The organism is Bacteroidota bacterium, from assembly GCA_041658205.1.
Lineage (GTDB): Bacteria > Bacteroidota > Ignavibacteria > UBA10030 > UBA8401 > UBA8401.
In genome coordinates this window covers 260,165-275,101 of the sequence record JBBAAO010000002.1, presented here as the reverse complement: position 1 = coordinate 275,101, position 14,937 = coordinate 260,165, and the positions used below count along the sequence as shown (strand labels likewise).

The following is a 14,937-nucleotide window of genomic DNA, read 5'->3' as shown; positions in this document are numbered from 1 at the left end:
TCCAAAATCAATTATTCGTTAATCATTCTTGTCATTACGATACGATGATGTTCATGAAATTTAAATGCTCGGTATAGATGTATTGCTTTTTCGTTATGATGTTCAACTTCTAAATGCAACGCTTTAATGTTCATTTGTTTCGCTTCTTCAGTAATATATTCCATCACCTTCTTACCAATTCCTTTTCCACGAAATTCATTTTCAAGATAGAATTCATCAATAAAAGCATTCCGTCCACCGAATTCAAAACTGTAAATGATTGCAAGAATAATATACCCGATTGGAATATTCTTCTCTTTCACGATCCAGATCATTCCTCTATCTGAGTTTGAAATAAATTCTTTTAAAGATGAGCGAGTTTGTTCTGCATTAAACAGATAACCGTCGACGGCATAGAACCGCTCCATAAAAATAAGAAGCTGATCAATATCGTTTGAACTGACTGGGATTGTTTGAAGTGAGTTCATAGATTACTACAAATCTACGACAGGACTTATTGGTGTGCAAGGAAAGATTATTCTGTATCAATCGATAAGCGGTATCCGATTCCGGATTCCGTGATAAAATATTTTGGGTTGTTTGGATCGTCTTCCATTTTTTTTCGCAACTGCCCGATATAAACGCGAGTGTATTGTGACTCCCCTTCAAATTTCGGACCCCAAATCTGCTGCAAAATAAAGTTGTGCGTGAGCACTTTACCGGCATTACGGATGAATAATGCCAGCAGTGAAAATTCTGTCGGAGTGAGTTTTATCAATTCCGTATTATTGGTTACAGAGTGTGCTTCAAGATCAACGCTAATGGCTCCAAAGACAATCTTCGATTCCTTTTTCGCAGAAGAATTAAAAATACGGAGTGACGTGCGAATACGGGCGATCAATTCACCACCTCGAAACGGTTTCGTGAGATAATCATTTGCACCAGCATCAAGTGCCGATATAATCTCTTGTTCTTCAGTCCTTGCCGAAAGAATAATAATAGGATAACGAGCCCATGTGCGGATTTTTTTTAACACTACAATACCGTCGAAATCTGGTAAACCAAGATCCAGAATAATCAGATCGAAACGGTTTGATTCGGATAACCGGATGGCATCCGATCCATTTTCTGCCAGAGTAATTTTGTATCCTTCATTTTCAAGGGTCGTACGCAACAAACGCCTCATCTGAACTTCGTCGTCAACAATTAATATGGAAATCCCTAAAGACATAGATTTACAAATTCGAAAAATGTGTATCTGTTGGAATTGAAATAGTAAATTCTGCACCACCATTAAATCCGTTTGCAGCAGTGATCGTTCCTTTATGTGCTTCAACAAATCCTTTGACAATTGATAAACCCAGACCGGTTCCCCCCGTTCGTGATCCGGGCACTCTGTAAAATTTTTCAAACAAATGTTTTAGCGTGCCGTTCGGAAAACCGGGACCGTTATCCGATATCGTAAAAGTACATTCTTTTTCTTCCATTTTTGCCATCAGAACGGCAGTGGTTCCGAAAGGGGTATAGAGCGAAATATTATATAATAGATTTGTAAAAACTTGTTCCATTAAGCCAAAATCAAGTTTAACAAACGGCATTCCGTCCGGCACAACAATCTTTATGGTATGATGTGCAAGCTCTTTTTTCAATTTTTGAACCGAAGAGCGAAAGAGATCGTTGACATCGCACCAGTCGAGTTTCGGTGCTAGTTGTCCCGATTCAAGACGTGTCATATCCAGTAAATTTTCTACAAGCCGGTTTAGCCGATCGGCTGCAGTATGGATCTCGCCGACAAATTCTTTTTGATGATCGGTAGACAACGATTCAGCAGCACTAATGATAGCGGCGATCGGCGTACGAAGTTCATGAGAGATAGAATTGAACAATGTCCGGTATAATTTTTCAGATTCTGCATATACGATAGTTCGTTTGGCCAGTTCATTTAACTGTTCCCGTTCCAGTGTAGAGGCAATCTGGGCGATAAAATTCTGCAACAAAGTTTCTTGTTCCAACGTGAATTGTTTGTTGTTGTTCTTGTTCTTTACTCCAATCACTCCAAGTGGGTACCGAGGTCCGGAGATCGGATAATAGGTCGATTCGGAGGAAGGAAGTGTATCGGTAAATTTTCCTGCTTTTTTTTCATTCCAGTACGCCCAGGCAGCTACACTGAACTCTTTTTCATCAACGGCATACATGCTAGCACGATGTGCCGCAGTGAAAATATCCCCATCCGGTTGACTGAGGAAAATCGAAACGTCGGAAGCAAAGAATGTAGAAATGTTTTTCACGGCCGCATCGGCAACTTCATCCTGCGTTTTTGCAATGGTCAATTGTTTGGTAAGAGAAAAAAGAGCGGAAGAATGTTCTTCCCTCCGGCGTACTGTCCGTTCCCGTGCACGGATGCGTGCGGTGAGCGTTCCGGTAACCGCTGCGATTGCAAAGTAGGCAAGAAACATCAGAATATCCTGCGTGAGACCAATCGCAAATGTAAATTGCGGAGGAATGTAAAAAAAATTCCAGAGCATTGCACTCATTGCAGCAGCAAGCAGAACGGGACCGACGCCGAATTTGAGCGGCAGAAGAACAACAATCAATAACAAAATGAGTGAAATGGTTTGGTAGCCTAGGTATACCGAAAAAGGATAGCAGATGAGTGCGGAGATAAAAATTATGAGCGCTGAAAATACGTATTGCGCAATTCCCGAGTGGAATTCCGGAATGGAGAATTTTTGAGCTTGTTGTTTTGAATTATCATGTTCACCGATGACATACACGTCCAGATCGCCGCTTTTTTCAATTATTCGGTCAAGCAATGAAGAGACAAGAAAAGAACGGTTTGCTGTTTTTCCGATCAGGATCTGTGTAGCGTTATTTTTGTGTGCCGTTCGCACTAATGCCGTTGCAACATCTTCATCCGTTGTTGTGATGATCTCTGCACCAAGATCGGTTGCTAGTTTAATATTGTTGTTCAGTTGTTTCTTTGCTTCATCGTCAATCTTCTTGGATGTTTCCACATAGACGGCGATCCACGTTGCGTTCAATGTGTATGCCATTCTCCGCGCCCATCGGATAAGAGAGACAGTGGACGGACTCGGACCGATGCCGACAAGCAGACGCTGACCGGACTTCCATGTTTCCGTAATCCGTTCTGATTGCATATAATCGCGCAATTGGTGGTCAACCCGCTCTGCTGTGAGTCGGAGAGACATTTCGCGTAATGCAGTAAGATTGCCTTTGCGGAAAAAATTCTGGATTGCTTGTCGGGAACGTTCCGGTGTATACACCTTGCCTTCCTCTAGACGCTTCAGAAGATCTTCCGGGGAGATATCGATCAGTTCAACTTCATCTGCTTGTTCAAAGATAGAATCCGGAACTGTTTCGCGAACAATCGATCCGCTGATTTGTGCAACAGTATCCGTGCGACTCTCGAGATGCTGAACATTAAGCGTTGTATGCACATCAATTCCGTGTTCAAGCAGTTCCAACACATCCTGATACCGTCTGCTGTGACGGCTTGTCGGCGCATTGGTATGAGCGAGTTCATCTACAAGGACAATTTTCGGTTTTCGTGTGATTACTGCATCAAGATCCATTTCCTCTATTGCAACGCCACGATATTCGATTTTTTTTCTTGGAATGACTTCCAGACCGGAAACAAGTGCTTCTGTCTCGAGTCTTTTATGCGTTTCAATATAGCCAATGACAATATCGATCCCTTTTGCTTTCGTCTCGTGAGCGGATTTCAGCATATCATACGTCTTACCGGAGCCGGCGGACATTCCAAAGAAGATCTTTAATTTTCCATGTTTGGAATGTTCTTCTTCTTTTTTTAGTGCATTGAGAAGAGCATCAGGATCGGGACGATATTGAGAAGGTGTGTCCATAGGATTGAATATAGTGATTCATTCATCTAAGTTCATCATATCTTGGAGTGTGATGAACTTGTCCTTTAAGAATGATGAATCAATGTTATACTTTCTGATTGTTGCATGGCGCTGTCAACATTCGGTCTTTTTTCGTCGCAACAACATTTGCCGAATGCAAACATACAAAGCGCAAAGAGTACTATAAGAAAACCTTTCATACGTTATCTCAAAATGATGAAACAATTCCGACCAGCAATGTCGTCTGATTGTTCTTAGAATTTACGATTGTCTTGTTGTCAAAAAGAGATGCATTTGAAAAATCGTAGCGTACTTCTGCACGCATAAGTAATGCATCGGCGAATTTATACTCGACTGTTCCAGTTATTTCCTTCACGTCAAGCGTTGGAGTGCCCGTTCCGGTTGCATATCCCATTGGATCGTCAAAGATTTCTCCCCGCAGTGCAACGGCAGATTTTGAATTGACGGTATAGCGCCCGTATATCGCAGCACCTTTCCAAATTGCGAGACCGTTAAATGTTCGTTCGTCACCATAATCAACATTCAGCGCAAGCGAAAACGATTCCGTGACTTGTTGGAGTGCGATAAAATCAAATACTTTTTTCTTTCCGGCGATTGCGGCGTCTGATTGTTCAACACCATCCATGACATTAAGAATGAGATTTGTCGAACTGATCGGAGTATAATTCAGCGTCAGTCCAAGTGATTTGAAGTTGTTATTATCGGTGACAGAATTCCATCCGTTTACGACATGAATAGTAGCGATGAAATTACTCGCAACGGGATATGCCAACCGAATTCCGGTGTGATAATATGGAACCGCCCATGCAAACAACAATGAACGGCCATAATTCCAGTTATCTTTTGATTCAATGACTTCGTACCCCATGTGCGTAACAAACTTTCCGGCATCAACTGTTAATCCATCTCCAATTGGAAGTACCGCGGTCAGATATGCTTGTTGAAGAAACGGAAGCGTTGCGCTTCCACTTCCTAATTGAACAACATCGTTTGTTGTTCCGAAATCTGCGTCAATGCGGAAACCGACAGACTCACTTTTTTTCTGCAGAACAATTTCCACCAAACTCAACGTGAATTGATTTTCTGCGATATCGAAGTTGTGTAGTTTGTTTATACGACTTCCCGGTTGATTGAAATTCTTGCTGTAATACGCGTCAACAAATCCTGAAACAGCTACTGGCGATGCTGGTGCCTGTCCAAATACCTTCCCAACGGTAAACAGGCAAAGCGTAAATATTGTACTGGGTATAATTTTCATTGGTTTTCTTTCTCTGTGAATGGATCTTCTGAAGTTTTTAAACCTTTGAAGGTTGTTATTTTTATTTAGTCTGCAATTCATCAACCGCAAGATTCAATTTCAACACGTTCACGCGTGAATCACCGAACAATTTCATCTGAGGACCTTCCGTAAAATCTTTTACTAATTTTTGTAACGAAGATGTTTGTTCCGAATTGAATCCGCGCACTTTTGCAATGCGCTCAATCTGCAATTGTGCTGCTTCCGGAGAAATATGCGGGTCAACTCCGCTGGCTGAAGCAAAAAGCATTTCTTTGGGAACGATCATCGCTGCAGAAAGATTATTTTGTAATTTGACTTGAGCAGTGCGTGCTTTTACCGAATCCGCCATTCTTTTATCTGTCGGACCCCAGTTGGTTCCACAGGATGGTGCCGGATTGTAATCAATTGCTGATGGACGGGAATTAAAATATTTATCGCTCATGAAGCCTTGTCCGATAAGCTCGGAGCCAATAATCGTTCCGTTCTTTTCAATCATACTTCCTTTTGCTTGATACGGAAACACCGCAAGCGAAAGCAGCGTCATTGCGACCGGATAAATAATTCCGGTGAACACAGTCATAACAAGTACCATGCGTAATGCTGGGAGAATGTACGTTTTCATATTAACCTCAAGGCTACAATAATGATGTCAATCAGTTTTATACCGATAAATGGAATAATGATGCCGCCGATTCCGTAGATGAGTAAATTCCTTTGGAGAACCGAATTTGCGCCGACGGCGCGATATTTAACTCCGCGCAGCGCAAGCGGTATTAATGCAACAATAATTAGCGCGTTGAATATCACGGCGCTGAGTATTGCACTTTGCGGTGAAGCAAGTTTCATAATGTTCAATGCAGAAAGGGGTCCTGCGGAAAAAGAGGAAGTCGCATACAAGGTTCCGACCATTGCTGGAATAATGGCGAAATATTTCGCTACATCGTTCGCAATGCTGAATGTTGTCAGCGCGCCGCGTGTCATCAGCAATTGTTTTCCTGTTTCAACAACCTCGATCAGTTTTGTCGGATTTGAATCGAGATCAACCATGTTGCCCGCTTCACGCGCGGCTTGTGTTCCACTGTTCATTGCAATGCCGACATCTGCCTGCGCAAGCGCGGGTGCATCGTTTGTGCCGTCGCCGATCATTCCGACAAGTTTTCCGTTTGCTTGTTCATCGCGAATGCGTTTCAGTTTATCTTCCGGACGTGCTTCGGCGATAAAATCATCAACTCCGGCTTCCGCAGCAATTGCTGCTGCGGTTAACGGGTTATCGCCAGTGATCATGACGGTCTTAATTCCCATCTGCCGCAGTTGCGCAAATCGTTCCTTAATCCCGCCTTTCACAACATCCTTAAGTTGAATGACACCAAGCACTTCCTTATTTTCGGCAACTACAAGCGGCGTCGACCCTCTTCGGGCAATATCATCAACAACCGTTTGAACTTCTTTTGGAAACACTCCGCCTTGCTCAGTAACAAATTTTTTGATTGCGTCGGCAGAGCCTTTACGGATAGAACGTTCGATCTTTTTTCCGTCCTTTGGAAAATCGACACCGCTCATTCGAGTCTGCGCCGAGAATGGAATAAAATGCCCTGCAATTTCTGATACGTCTCTTCCGCGCAACTGATATTTTTCTTTTGCGAGTACAACTACGGAACGTCCTTCCGGTGTTTCATCCGCAAGAGAAGAAAGCTGCGCCGCATCGGCGAGACGTACTTCCAGAATGCCTGGAGCCGAAATGAATTCCGTCGCCATACGGTTGCCGAGCGTGATGGTTCCGGTTTTATCAAGAAGAAGAACATCAACGTCACCCGCCGCTTCCGCCGCTCGTCCGCTTGTTGCGATAACATTTTTACGGATAAGACGATCCATTCCGCTGATGCCAATTGCACTCAGCAATCCTCCAATGGTTGTCGGGATCAAACAGACCAGCAATGCAATAAGTACCGGTAATGTTGTTAAGGCGCCGCCTGCTTGTCCAGACGCCTTTTCACTATATTGTACGAATGCAGGTAGTGTTGCAACCACAAGCAGAAAAATAATCGTCAGTGCTGAAAGGAGAATTGTCAGCGCAATTTCGTTCGGAGTCTTTTGTCGTTTCGATCCTTCGACAAGAGAAATAATTCTGTCGAGGAACGAACTTCCCGGTTCTGATGAAACTCGTATGACGATTCTGTCGCTCAACACTTTTGTTCCGCCTGTTACGGAACTGCGGTCGTCGCCGCTTTCGCGGATGACCGGCGCAGATTCTCCTGTGATTGCAGATTCGTCAACGCTCGCAATTCCTTCGATAATAACTCCGTCTGCGGGAATCACATCGCCTGTTTCGCAAATGACATTGTCTCCTTTTTTTAACTCAGTCGCTGAAATCGATTTTTCACCGCTCCCGGTCTTCAATCTCGCGATAAGCTGCGAACGGTTTTTCTTTAACGCTTCCGCTTGCGCTTTGCCGCGTCCTTCGGCAATCGCTTCCGCAAAGTTCGCAAAGAGTACCGTAAACCAGAGCCAGAGTGTTATCTGGATATTGAATGAGGAGGGTTCCTGAAATACGATGAATGTTGTTATAAGAGAACCGACTGCAACAACGAACATCACGGGGTTTTTCACTAATAATTTTGGATGAAATTTTTTGAAAGCGTCTTTCAGCGCCTGAAGTACGATTTCACCCGATAGAAATGAAAGTGTAGATGATACTGTTTTCGAGTTCATATTTTTTCCTTGTCAATGTAACCTTGCCAAGGTTCTAAACCTTGACAAGGTTGGTGCTCATAGATAATTAAAACGTTTGTCCGTTCAACATCAAAAAATGTTCCACAATCGGTCCCAACACTTGCGTCGGAAAAAATGTGAGAGCACCGACGATCAGAATAGTACCGAGAAGCAAGAGACCAAAAAGAACTGTATCGGTCGGAAATGTACCCGATGAGTACGGCGTAATTTTTTTCTTCGCAAGAGATCCGGCAATCGCGAGCATCGGGATGATGACACCGAATCTTCCGATCAGCATATTAATTCCAAGCAGCGTATCGTAAAATGGTGTGCTTGCGGTAAGTCCGGCAAACGCACTTCCGTTGTTACCGGCGGTGGATGCAAATGCGTACAAAATTTCTGAGAAACCGTGTGGACCTTGATTGTTCAATCCGGCTAACCCCGCTTCTGAAATACAAGCTATTGCCGTGAAGATGAGAATTCCCACACTCGGCAGAAGCATTGCAATTGCTGCCATTCGCACTTCAAATGATTCAATCTTCTTTCCGAGATATTCCGGCGTACGCCCGACCATTAATCCGGCGATGAAGACCGTGAGTAAAATAAAAATCATCATTCCGTACATTCCCGCGCCAACGCCCCCAAAAATAATTTCGCCAAGTTTTATATTGATCATTGCAACCGCACCGGCAAGAGGAGACATGCTGTCATGCATTGCGTTCACCGAGCCGTTGGATGCGTCCGTTGTTGCAACAGACCAGAGAATGCTGTTCGCAACACCAAAGCGTGTTTCTTTTCCTTCCATTCCTCCTGCAACACCTGTGACAGGGTTTGTCGTATATTCCGACCACAACGAAACTGTAAGTCCGCTTGCAAACATAAAGAACATTACACCCCACACTACCCACGCGTGACGTTTTGCTTTTGCCATAACACCGAACGTGTAGACTAATCCTGATGCAAGGAGAAGAAGTGAAAGCATTTCTAAAAAATTTGTTAATGGAGTCGGATTTTCGTGCGGGTACGCACTGTTCATATTAAAAAATCCACCGCCGTTTGAGCCAAGCTGTTTGATCGCGATCTGTGAAGCAGCCGGACCAAGCGGAATTGTTTGCTGTGCACCTTCAAGAGTCGTAACAGTTTGATAACCGGAAAATGTTTGTACTGTTCCTTCGCTTACAAGCACGATTGTGAAAAGAATAGAGAGCGGAAGCAGAACATACACAGTTGAACGTACAAGATCAGTCCAGAAATTTCCAATATCGGTTGTCGTTTTGCGTACGATACCACGTACAAGTGCAAGCATGATAGCAATTCCTGTTGCCGCACTCACAAAATTTTGAACGGTAAGCCCGATCATTTGAACGAAATAACTCAACGTCACCTCACCGGCATACGATTGCCAGTTCGTGTTCGTCATAAAACTGACGGCGGTGTTGAATGCAAGATGCCACGATACATCCGGCAGTTGCTGCGGATTGAGAGGCAGATGGGATTGGAAAAATTGCAGCAAAAATACGACCGCAAAACCCAGCGCGTTGAATGCGAGCATTGCCCACATGTATGTTTTCCAGCTCATCTCTTCTTTCGGATTGATGCCTGAAAGTTTATACGTCAGCCGTTCTAACCAGCCAAAGACGGGAGAGAGAAATGTTTTCTCTCCTTCAAAAATCTTTGCCATCAGTCTTCCCAATGGCGGCGTAAGCAGCAGCAACAACACTGCGTAGAATACGAGTTGAACAATTTCCGATAAAGTAATCATAGTAACCTTCCTTCTTTTTTATTCAATCAGCGGGTCGGTGTTTGTCAAAAGCATTGCTTTGCAAAACACCGGACTGCCACCCGTTAAAATTTCTCCGGATATATGAGCGTGTATGTAAGATAGCAGAGCAGAAGCACGGCGATAATTAAACCGATGATCATAATATGTTCCCTTCTAATGTTGACAGGAACAATTTGGAAAAGCGGATTGAAAAAGGAAATACGGAAGAAGTAAAAAGAGGGAGTGAAAATATAAAAATGTTGTAAAGAAAAAAAATCTATGTTCGCATTACGAATATGATTTTATACAAAAATAATATACGAACCCTTCTCGATCTCTAAGAATTAATCGATGCAGCTAATATTCTTTCCTATGGTAAACTAATCTCTAAGGTGTCTTAGTATCTGTTTCTTCTTTTGGAATATATTCCAAGACAAAACGTAATTTTGGAAAATGTTTCGGCAAATGAGTAAGACTAAAAATCATTACACCTGTTGAAAGACGATCTAACCACGACGATGTCGGCCACCCAAGATGAACGATGATTTTCTTATGCGGCAGTTCATATTCAAGTGCGTACAATATCTCCGTGATTGCCTGGAACAATGTTTTTCCTTGATACGCAAATCTAAAATGGTTCGTCGCAATCTTTTCAGGAATTCTTTGACGAGGATGGTAGAGGCTGATATACACCGACTCCTGATTCACTATTCTATGTCCATGTTCTTTAGGACGTCGGAAATATACATGGACTTCTTCGGCATCAGTTTCTCCAAGATGAAATACCATTTGCAGCGGTGAATCGGTCTGCTGAACTTCTTTTTTCTCCGGCGCCCATTTTTCAGCGTACTTCAATCCGACAAAAAGAAAAATTGCCGTAACGGACGACCACATAATTGTGCCGTATGGTTTGTGATATCCCAAGAAGAGAAAACAACTGAGCATAATGAGAAAAATAACCAGCGTTCCGGTGCGCGAAGTATTATACTCAAGCGATTCCTTTGTTCCGATCTTATACCGATACAGCAGTAAACTTCCCATATTGATCGTAAAGCTTGCCAGCAGACCAATCGCATACATCTCAGCAAGCATCATTTGATTTCCACCGGTCAAATAAATGATGAACGAATAAAAAATCGCATTTCCTATATGAATTCTGTACAGCGATTGACGTTTATTTGTTTTGATGATCCAATGAAATCCATAATGATGCGCAACGCGCTCCATCAATTCGCTGGAAGCTACATACGCGGTGTTCACCGCCATCATTAATAAAACGCTGGCAAGAATTCCAACGATATATCCAAACGGAATACCGGCAACATGTTTCGCAAATTGAGTGATAAGATCGGTTTCATGGTGCGAAATATTGATCTTTGATGATAACACAATCGCTGCAAGAATCGGTGTAAATAATCCGACAGTCCATGCAAGAAACGTGTACGCTTTTCTAATCTCTTTCCATGATTTTACCAAACTTGCGGTCTGCACCACGGATTCGATTCCGGAATACGCAAGGATACAACTTGAAATCCCGACGACCACAAAGAAATAACCGTTAAACCAATTTCCGCTTGCAAGTGAACCGATAACATCGGTAAAACTCGTTCCAATCGTTTTTACCGAAGCTATATCAGCGTGAAACATTCCTGCAAAAAGCAGATTCATCAGAATCACTGCCGCAACAATAAAAATTCCGAATGTGAATTTTGCATTCTCTTTTATTCCAAGAATATTCAATCCTGCAATTAGCCACACAACCCCGACTTCAAGAATGAATTTTGCTGAGTCGGAGACAGGAAAAAATGCCATGCCGTTTTCGATGGCGCTCACCGTGGAGAGACATGCTGTGAGAACGTAATCAACAATAATGGAAGAGACGGCAATAAATGATACGGTCGGACCAAGTACGAGATAAGAAAAAGAATAGACACCTCCACCGCGAATGCCATTCACCTCCAAGATTTCTGCAATTTCGATCATGCGGAGTGAAAGAAAACGAATGAGAATTGACGTAAGAATGAGGAATGCAATGGCATTCAGACCGATCACACGAAAAGCTTCGCTCGGAGCATAAAAAATCGAAGTTAGCTCATCCATCAATGTAATAATGCCGATGGAAAGCCATGTAAGCCACCATTTACCTCCCGAAAAATACGAGAGCAGATCTTTTTTGGTCAGTAAATAAGCGAATGTACCGATGACCAAAAAATTGAGCAGTAATGTTGCGATGAATTGCTGATTGAACATAAATATCTGCGCGATGAATATTCTGAAATGAACAACACTTTCCACTACTTGGAAAAATTCGTTGTATTATAAAAAAAACAAGGAGGAAATTATATAAAGAAAGTATAAAAATTTGGAGTGAGCGTACCGATAGTCAGTTTTTGCACATTGTAAGTATTATAGAGAAAGCTTTTTCTCCATATACACTACTTCATCCATCGGATTATTGTAGTACGCCGGAATAACAATAAAGCCAAGTTTTTTATAAAGAGACTGTGCCGTTTCCATCCTTTGCAGCGTATCCAATCTCATGGTGTGGTAACCCAACACTTTGGCTTCGGCAAGAATTTTTTCTGTAAGAATTTTCCCGAGCCCTTTTCCCCTAAATTCTTCCCGTACAAATAAGCGTTTCATTTCACAGATTCCATCTTCTATCGGTCGCAATGCGATGCAACCTGCAATGGCTCCATCATATTCCGCTAGATATAATCGTCCGTTCGGCAGAGAATATTTTCCGGGAAGTGTTGCGAGTTCCTGATCGAATCCTTGGAAGCAGAGAGAAAAATTAAGCCACTGCTGATATTCAACAAATAACAAGCGAATCGTTTCTATCTGTTCAGGAGTTGTTGCGGAAATAAGAGTAACCATAAGCAAAAAACCTTGCGAGGTTTTTTTGCCGCCGCAAGGTGAATGTTATTGGATCGAATCGTTAAAAAATTACTTATTTTTGTGCGGAAGTTTTTCATTGTGCATTGCCGCATCATACGCAAACGCTGCCATTAAAATTGCCGCCTGTTTCAGATCGTCTTCTTGTGCGCGATCGAACAGATCCATTGTGGTATGGTGCGTTCGGGTATCATATTCAATTGGATCCTGAATAAATTGAAATCCCGGAATACCGACTGCATCAAACGAAAGATGATCTGTCCCGCCGGTGTTTTGCAACGTCAGCGTCGACACACCCATATCTTTGAACGGTGCGAGCCACGACCGGAAGATTGGTCGGACCGATTCATTCCCCTGCATAAAGACGCCACGTACTTTTCCACTACCATTGTCATTGTTGAAATAGGCAGCAACTTTTTCTGCATCCGGTTTTACTGAATCTCGAGTTCCGAAATGCTGTTTTACATATGCTGCCGAGCCGAGCAGTCCCTGTTCTTCTGCACCCCATAATCCTATCCGGATTGTTCGTCGCGGTTTTGCGTCGATGGCTTTTAATATTCTCATCGCCTCCAAACAGACGGCTGATCCCGTTCCGTTATCCGTTGCCCCTGTTCCACCGTGCCACGAATCAAAATGCGCTCCAATTATCACTACTTCATCTTTCAGATCGTCTCCGGGAATTTCGCCGACGATATTGTACGAATCTTCATCTTTTGATGACATTGCCACTTCCAATTCAATGGCGAGCTTCACCTTTTCACCTTTTTGAGCAAGACGAACCAGACGGTTATAATGTTCTGCACCCACTTCAATTTGCGGAGGAATGTTCGGCGCTTTACTGCTTTGTGCCGAAACCCTGAACGGAGAACCGAATACGGTGTCGGGATGATTCGGCACATATGCTTGTTGCACTCCTACACTTCCTCCTTGATTGCGTGTGGAATAGGAAGCTGTAAGGACAGCGGCAACATTTTCTTTCATTACCATTTGCCATTTTTCATACGTCAGCAAAGAAGCTTTTCGTGCTGCGTCAGACGGTTGGAAATTTCTTCTTCCCCTTGCGCGCGGTGCATCAGCATTTGCCATTTCTAGCAGCGAAGAATCCTCTTCTCGTGCAGCAAGTGGCTTCCAGTATGCGTTTACCATGCCTGGTTTTGAAAGGAGAATGAACTTTCCTTTTAATTTTCCCTTATAAGCGTTGAGTTGATTCAATGAATCAACATCTAGAAAAACAACTTCGGCTTCAATGCGTCCCTTTAATCCTGGCGACCATGCTTTCGGATACGATATCAACGGTTGAACCTGTCTTCCAATCATGGTGGCAGAGTATTTTTTTAATTCCCAGCTTTTGCCAAACGGTCCCCATTGTTCAAGATGAGCGTTTTGGAGTCCGATATCCTTCATTTTTCCTACAGCCCAATTAGCGGCTGCTGCATATTGCGGAGAACCGGCGAGGCGAGGACCATACACGTCCGAAATATACCACAGAATATCTTTTACTTGAGACCGATCCCACCCTTCAGCGCGGATATTTGCCATCATAGCACTGTCAACTTTTTCCTGCGCAACGGTGAATTGGAAGAAAAAAATTATCAAAGCAATACGTGTTGTGTATTTCATTGCACGACCTTTCTTGGAGAAGAGAAAAAAATGATATGTGATGACCTACAGAATAGCAACGGAATCATTGGATTTTTCCACGAGCGATATTGTGTGCATCTAAGCATTGAGGAAATTGATTGCCGTACCTCATCCTTTACGATATTTTTTCAGACAAGGAGGCAAGATGCTGAGCGTCTGAATAGAGAAGCAGGATAATACCGTTTATACGTTTATTGAATTTGAAGAGAATCCGCTGATGGAGCCGTTAATTTTTTCCCTTGCGGCTCTCCCAGCGAATTCAGAAAATCTTTCCGCATGTTTGCGGCAACACGTACATCGGAACCGTTATGCCAGATCTTTCCATCCCACATGCGTGATTCTATCTTGAATTCGATTTTTTTTCTGTCCGGAGTGAATTTTGCAACGATACGAATCTGATATCGTTCATTTTGAAGATCTTCGGTAAAATAGGATTGTCCGTACGATGAACGAACGTAACCGTCTTCTTTGGATATCATTTCCAGTTCAAATTTCTTGGTGATAATGTAGATAACGCGCTGCCATGCATCTTCATATTTCACATTCGATTTAATTTCCATCGATTCCCAATATTGTCTGTTCATTTGCATGAACGAATCCGGAGCACCAAGACCGCAGCCGGCTAACAAAAATAGTGTGATTGCAACGGTGCTTTGTACCAATCGATTTTTCATCATACATTCCCTAACTGTTTTTTTCTGGTCGGTATTGAACTGTGGAAATATAAGATTTTTAGGAGAAAAGGACAGTAGAAATCTTATGAATCT

11 protein-coding genes are annotated in these 14,937 nt (G+C 42.9%); all 11 read right to left on the bottom strand.

The window, feature by feature from the left end:
* Window positions 1-11: 11 nt before the first annotated feature.
* The 11 genes from WDA22_13010 to WDA22_12960 all read right to left on the bottom strand — a co-directional run bounded on the left by WDA22_13010 (window position 12) and on the right by WDA22_12960 (window position 14,844).
* Window positions 12-467, bottom strand: coding sequence for a GNAT family N-acetyltransferase (locus tag WDA22_13010; protein MFA5834389.1), 456 nt, complete (start codon window positions 465-467; stop codon window positions 12-14).
* 47 nt (window positions 468-514) lie between these two features.
* Window positions 515-1,210, bottom strand: coding sequence for a response regulator (locus WDA22_13005; protein MFA5834388.1), 696 nt, complete (start codon window positions 1,208-1,210; stop codon window positions 515-517).
* A 4-nt stretch (window positions 1,211-1,214) separates the two neighbouring features.
* Window positions 1,215-3,863, bottom strand: a complete 2,649-nt coding sequence (locus WDA22_13000) for a sensor histidine kinase KdpD (GenBank protein ID MFA5834387.1) — start codon at window positions 3,861-3,863, stop codon at window positions 1,215-1,217.
* A 208-nt stretch (window positions 3,864-4,071) separates the two neighbouring features.
* Complete coding sequence (locus WDA22_12995; protein ID MFA5834386.1) at window positions 4,072-5,142, bottom strand: porin; 1,071 nt, start codon at window positions 5,140-5,142, stop codon at window positions 4,072-4,074.
* Window positions 5,143-5,203: 61 nt separating this feature from the next.
* Window positions 5,204-5,785, bottom strand: coding sequence for a potassium-transporting ATPase subunit KdpC (gene kdpC / locus WDA22_12990; GenBank protein MFA5834385.1), 582 nt, complete (start codon window positions 5,783-5,785; stop codon window positions 5,204-5,206).
* The gene (kdpB, locus tag WDA22_12985) at window positions 5,782-7,872 is read right to left on the bottom strand and encodes a potassium-transporting ATPase subunit KdpB (GenBank protein ID MFA5834384.1); all 2,091 of its coding nucleotides are present in this window, start codon (window positions 7,870-7,872) and stop codon (window positions 5,782-5,784) included. Before kdpB ends, kdpC begins: the two co-directional genes overlap by 4 nt.
* 67 nt (window positions 7,873-7,939) lie before the next feature.
* Window positions 7,940-9,634, bottom strand: coding sequence for a potassium-transporting ATPase subunit KdpA (gene kdpA, locus WDA22_12980; protein MFA5834383.1), 1,695 nt, complete (start codon window positions 9,632-9,634; stop codon window positions 7,940-7,942).
* A 387-nt stretch (window positions 9,635-10,021) separates the two neighbouring features.
* Window positions 10,022-11,884, bottom strand: a complete 1,863-nt coding sequence (locus tag WDA22_12975) for an APC family permease (protein ID MFA5834382.1) — start codon at window positions 11,882-11,884, stop codon at window positions 10,022-10,024.
* Between the two features lie 156 nt (window positions 11,885-12,040).
* Complete coding sequence (locus tag WDA22_12970; GenBank protein ID MFA5834381.1) at window positions 12,041-12,511, bottom strand: GNAT family N-acetyltransferase; 471 nt, start codon at window positions 12,509-12,511, stop codon at window positions 12,041-12,043.
* A gap of 69 nt (window positions 12,512-12,580) precedes the next feature.
* Window positions 12,581-14,149, bottom strand: coding sequence for a M20/M25/M40 family metallo-hydrolase (locus tag WDA22_12965; GenBank protein MFA5834380.1), 1,569 nt, complete (start codon window positions 14,147-14,149; stop codon window positions 12,581-12,583).
* 212 nt (window positions 14,150-14,361) lie between these two features.
* Window positions 14,362-14,844, bottom strand: a complete 483-nt coding sequence (locus tag WDA22_12960; GenBank protein MFA5834379.1) for a hypothetical protein — start codon at window positions 14,842-14,844, stop codon at window positions 14,362-14,364.
* Window positions 14,845-14,937: the final 93 nt, after the last annotated feature.

Bases quoted from the DNA above. Each gene is read 5' to 3' on its own strand.
- WDA22_13010 (MFA5834389.1), bottom strand. From the start codon at position 467: ATGAACTCACTTCAAACAATCCCAGTCAGTTCAAACGATATTGATCAG.
- WDA22_13005 (MFA5834388.1), bottom strand. From the start codon at position 1,210: ATGTCTTTAGGGATTTCCATATTAATTGTTGACGACGAAGTTCAGATG.
- WDA22_13000 (MFA5834387.1), bottom strand. From the start codon at position 3,863: ATGGACACACCTTCTCAATATCGTCCCGATCCTGATGCTCTTCTCAAT.
- WDA22_12995 (MFA5834386.1), bottom strand. From the start codon at position 5,142: ATGAAAATTATACCCAGTACAATATTTACGCTTTGCCTGTTTACCGTT.
- kdpC (MFA5834385.1), bottom strand. From the start codon at position 5,785: ATGAAAACGTACATTCTCCCAGCATTACGCATGGTACTTGTTATGACT.
- kdpB (MFA5834384.1), bottom strand. From the start codon at position 7,872: ATGAACTCGAAAACAGTATCATCTACACTTTCATTTCTATCGGGTGAA.
- kdpA (MFA5834383.1), bottom strand. From the start codon at position 9,634: ATGATTACTTTATCGGAAATTGTTCAACTCGTATTCTACGCAGTGTTG.
- WDA22_12975 (MFA5834382.1), bottom strand. From the start codon at position 11,884: ATGTTCAATCAGCAATTCATCGCAACATTACTGCTCAATTTTTTGGTC.
- WDA22_12970 (MFA5834381.1), bottom strand. From the start codon at position 12,511: ATGGTTACTCTTATTTCCGCAACAACTCCTGAACAGATAGAAACGATT.
- WDA22_12965 (MFA5834380.1), bottom strand. From the start codon at position 14,149: ATGAAATACACAACACGTATTGCTTTGATAATTTTTTTCTTCCAATTC.
- WDA22_12960 (MFA5834379.1), bottom strand. From the start codon at position 14,844: ATGAAAAATCGATTGGTACAAAGCACCGTTGCAATCACACTATTTTTG.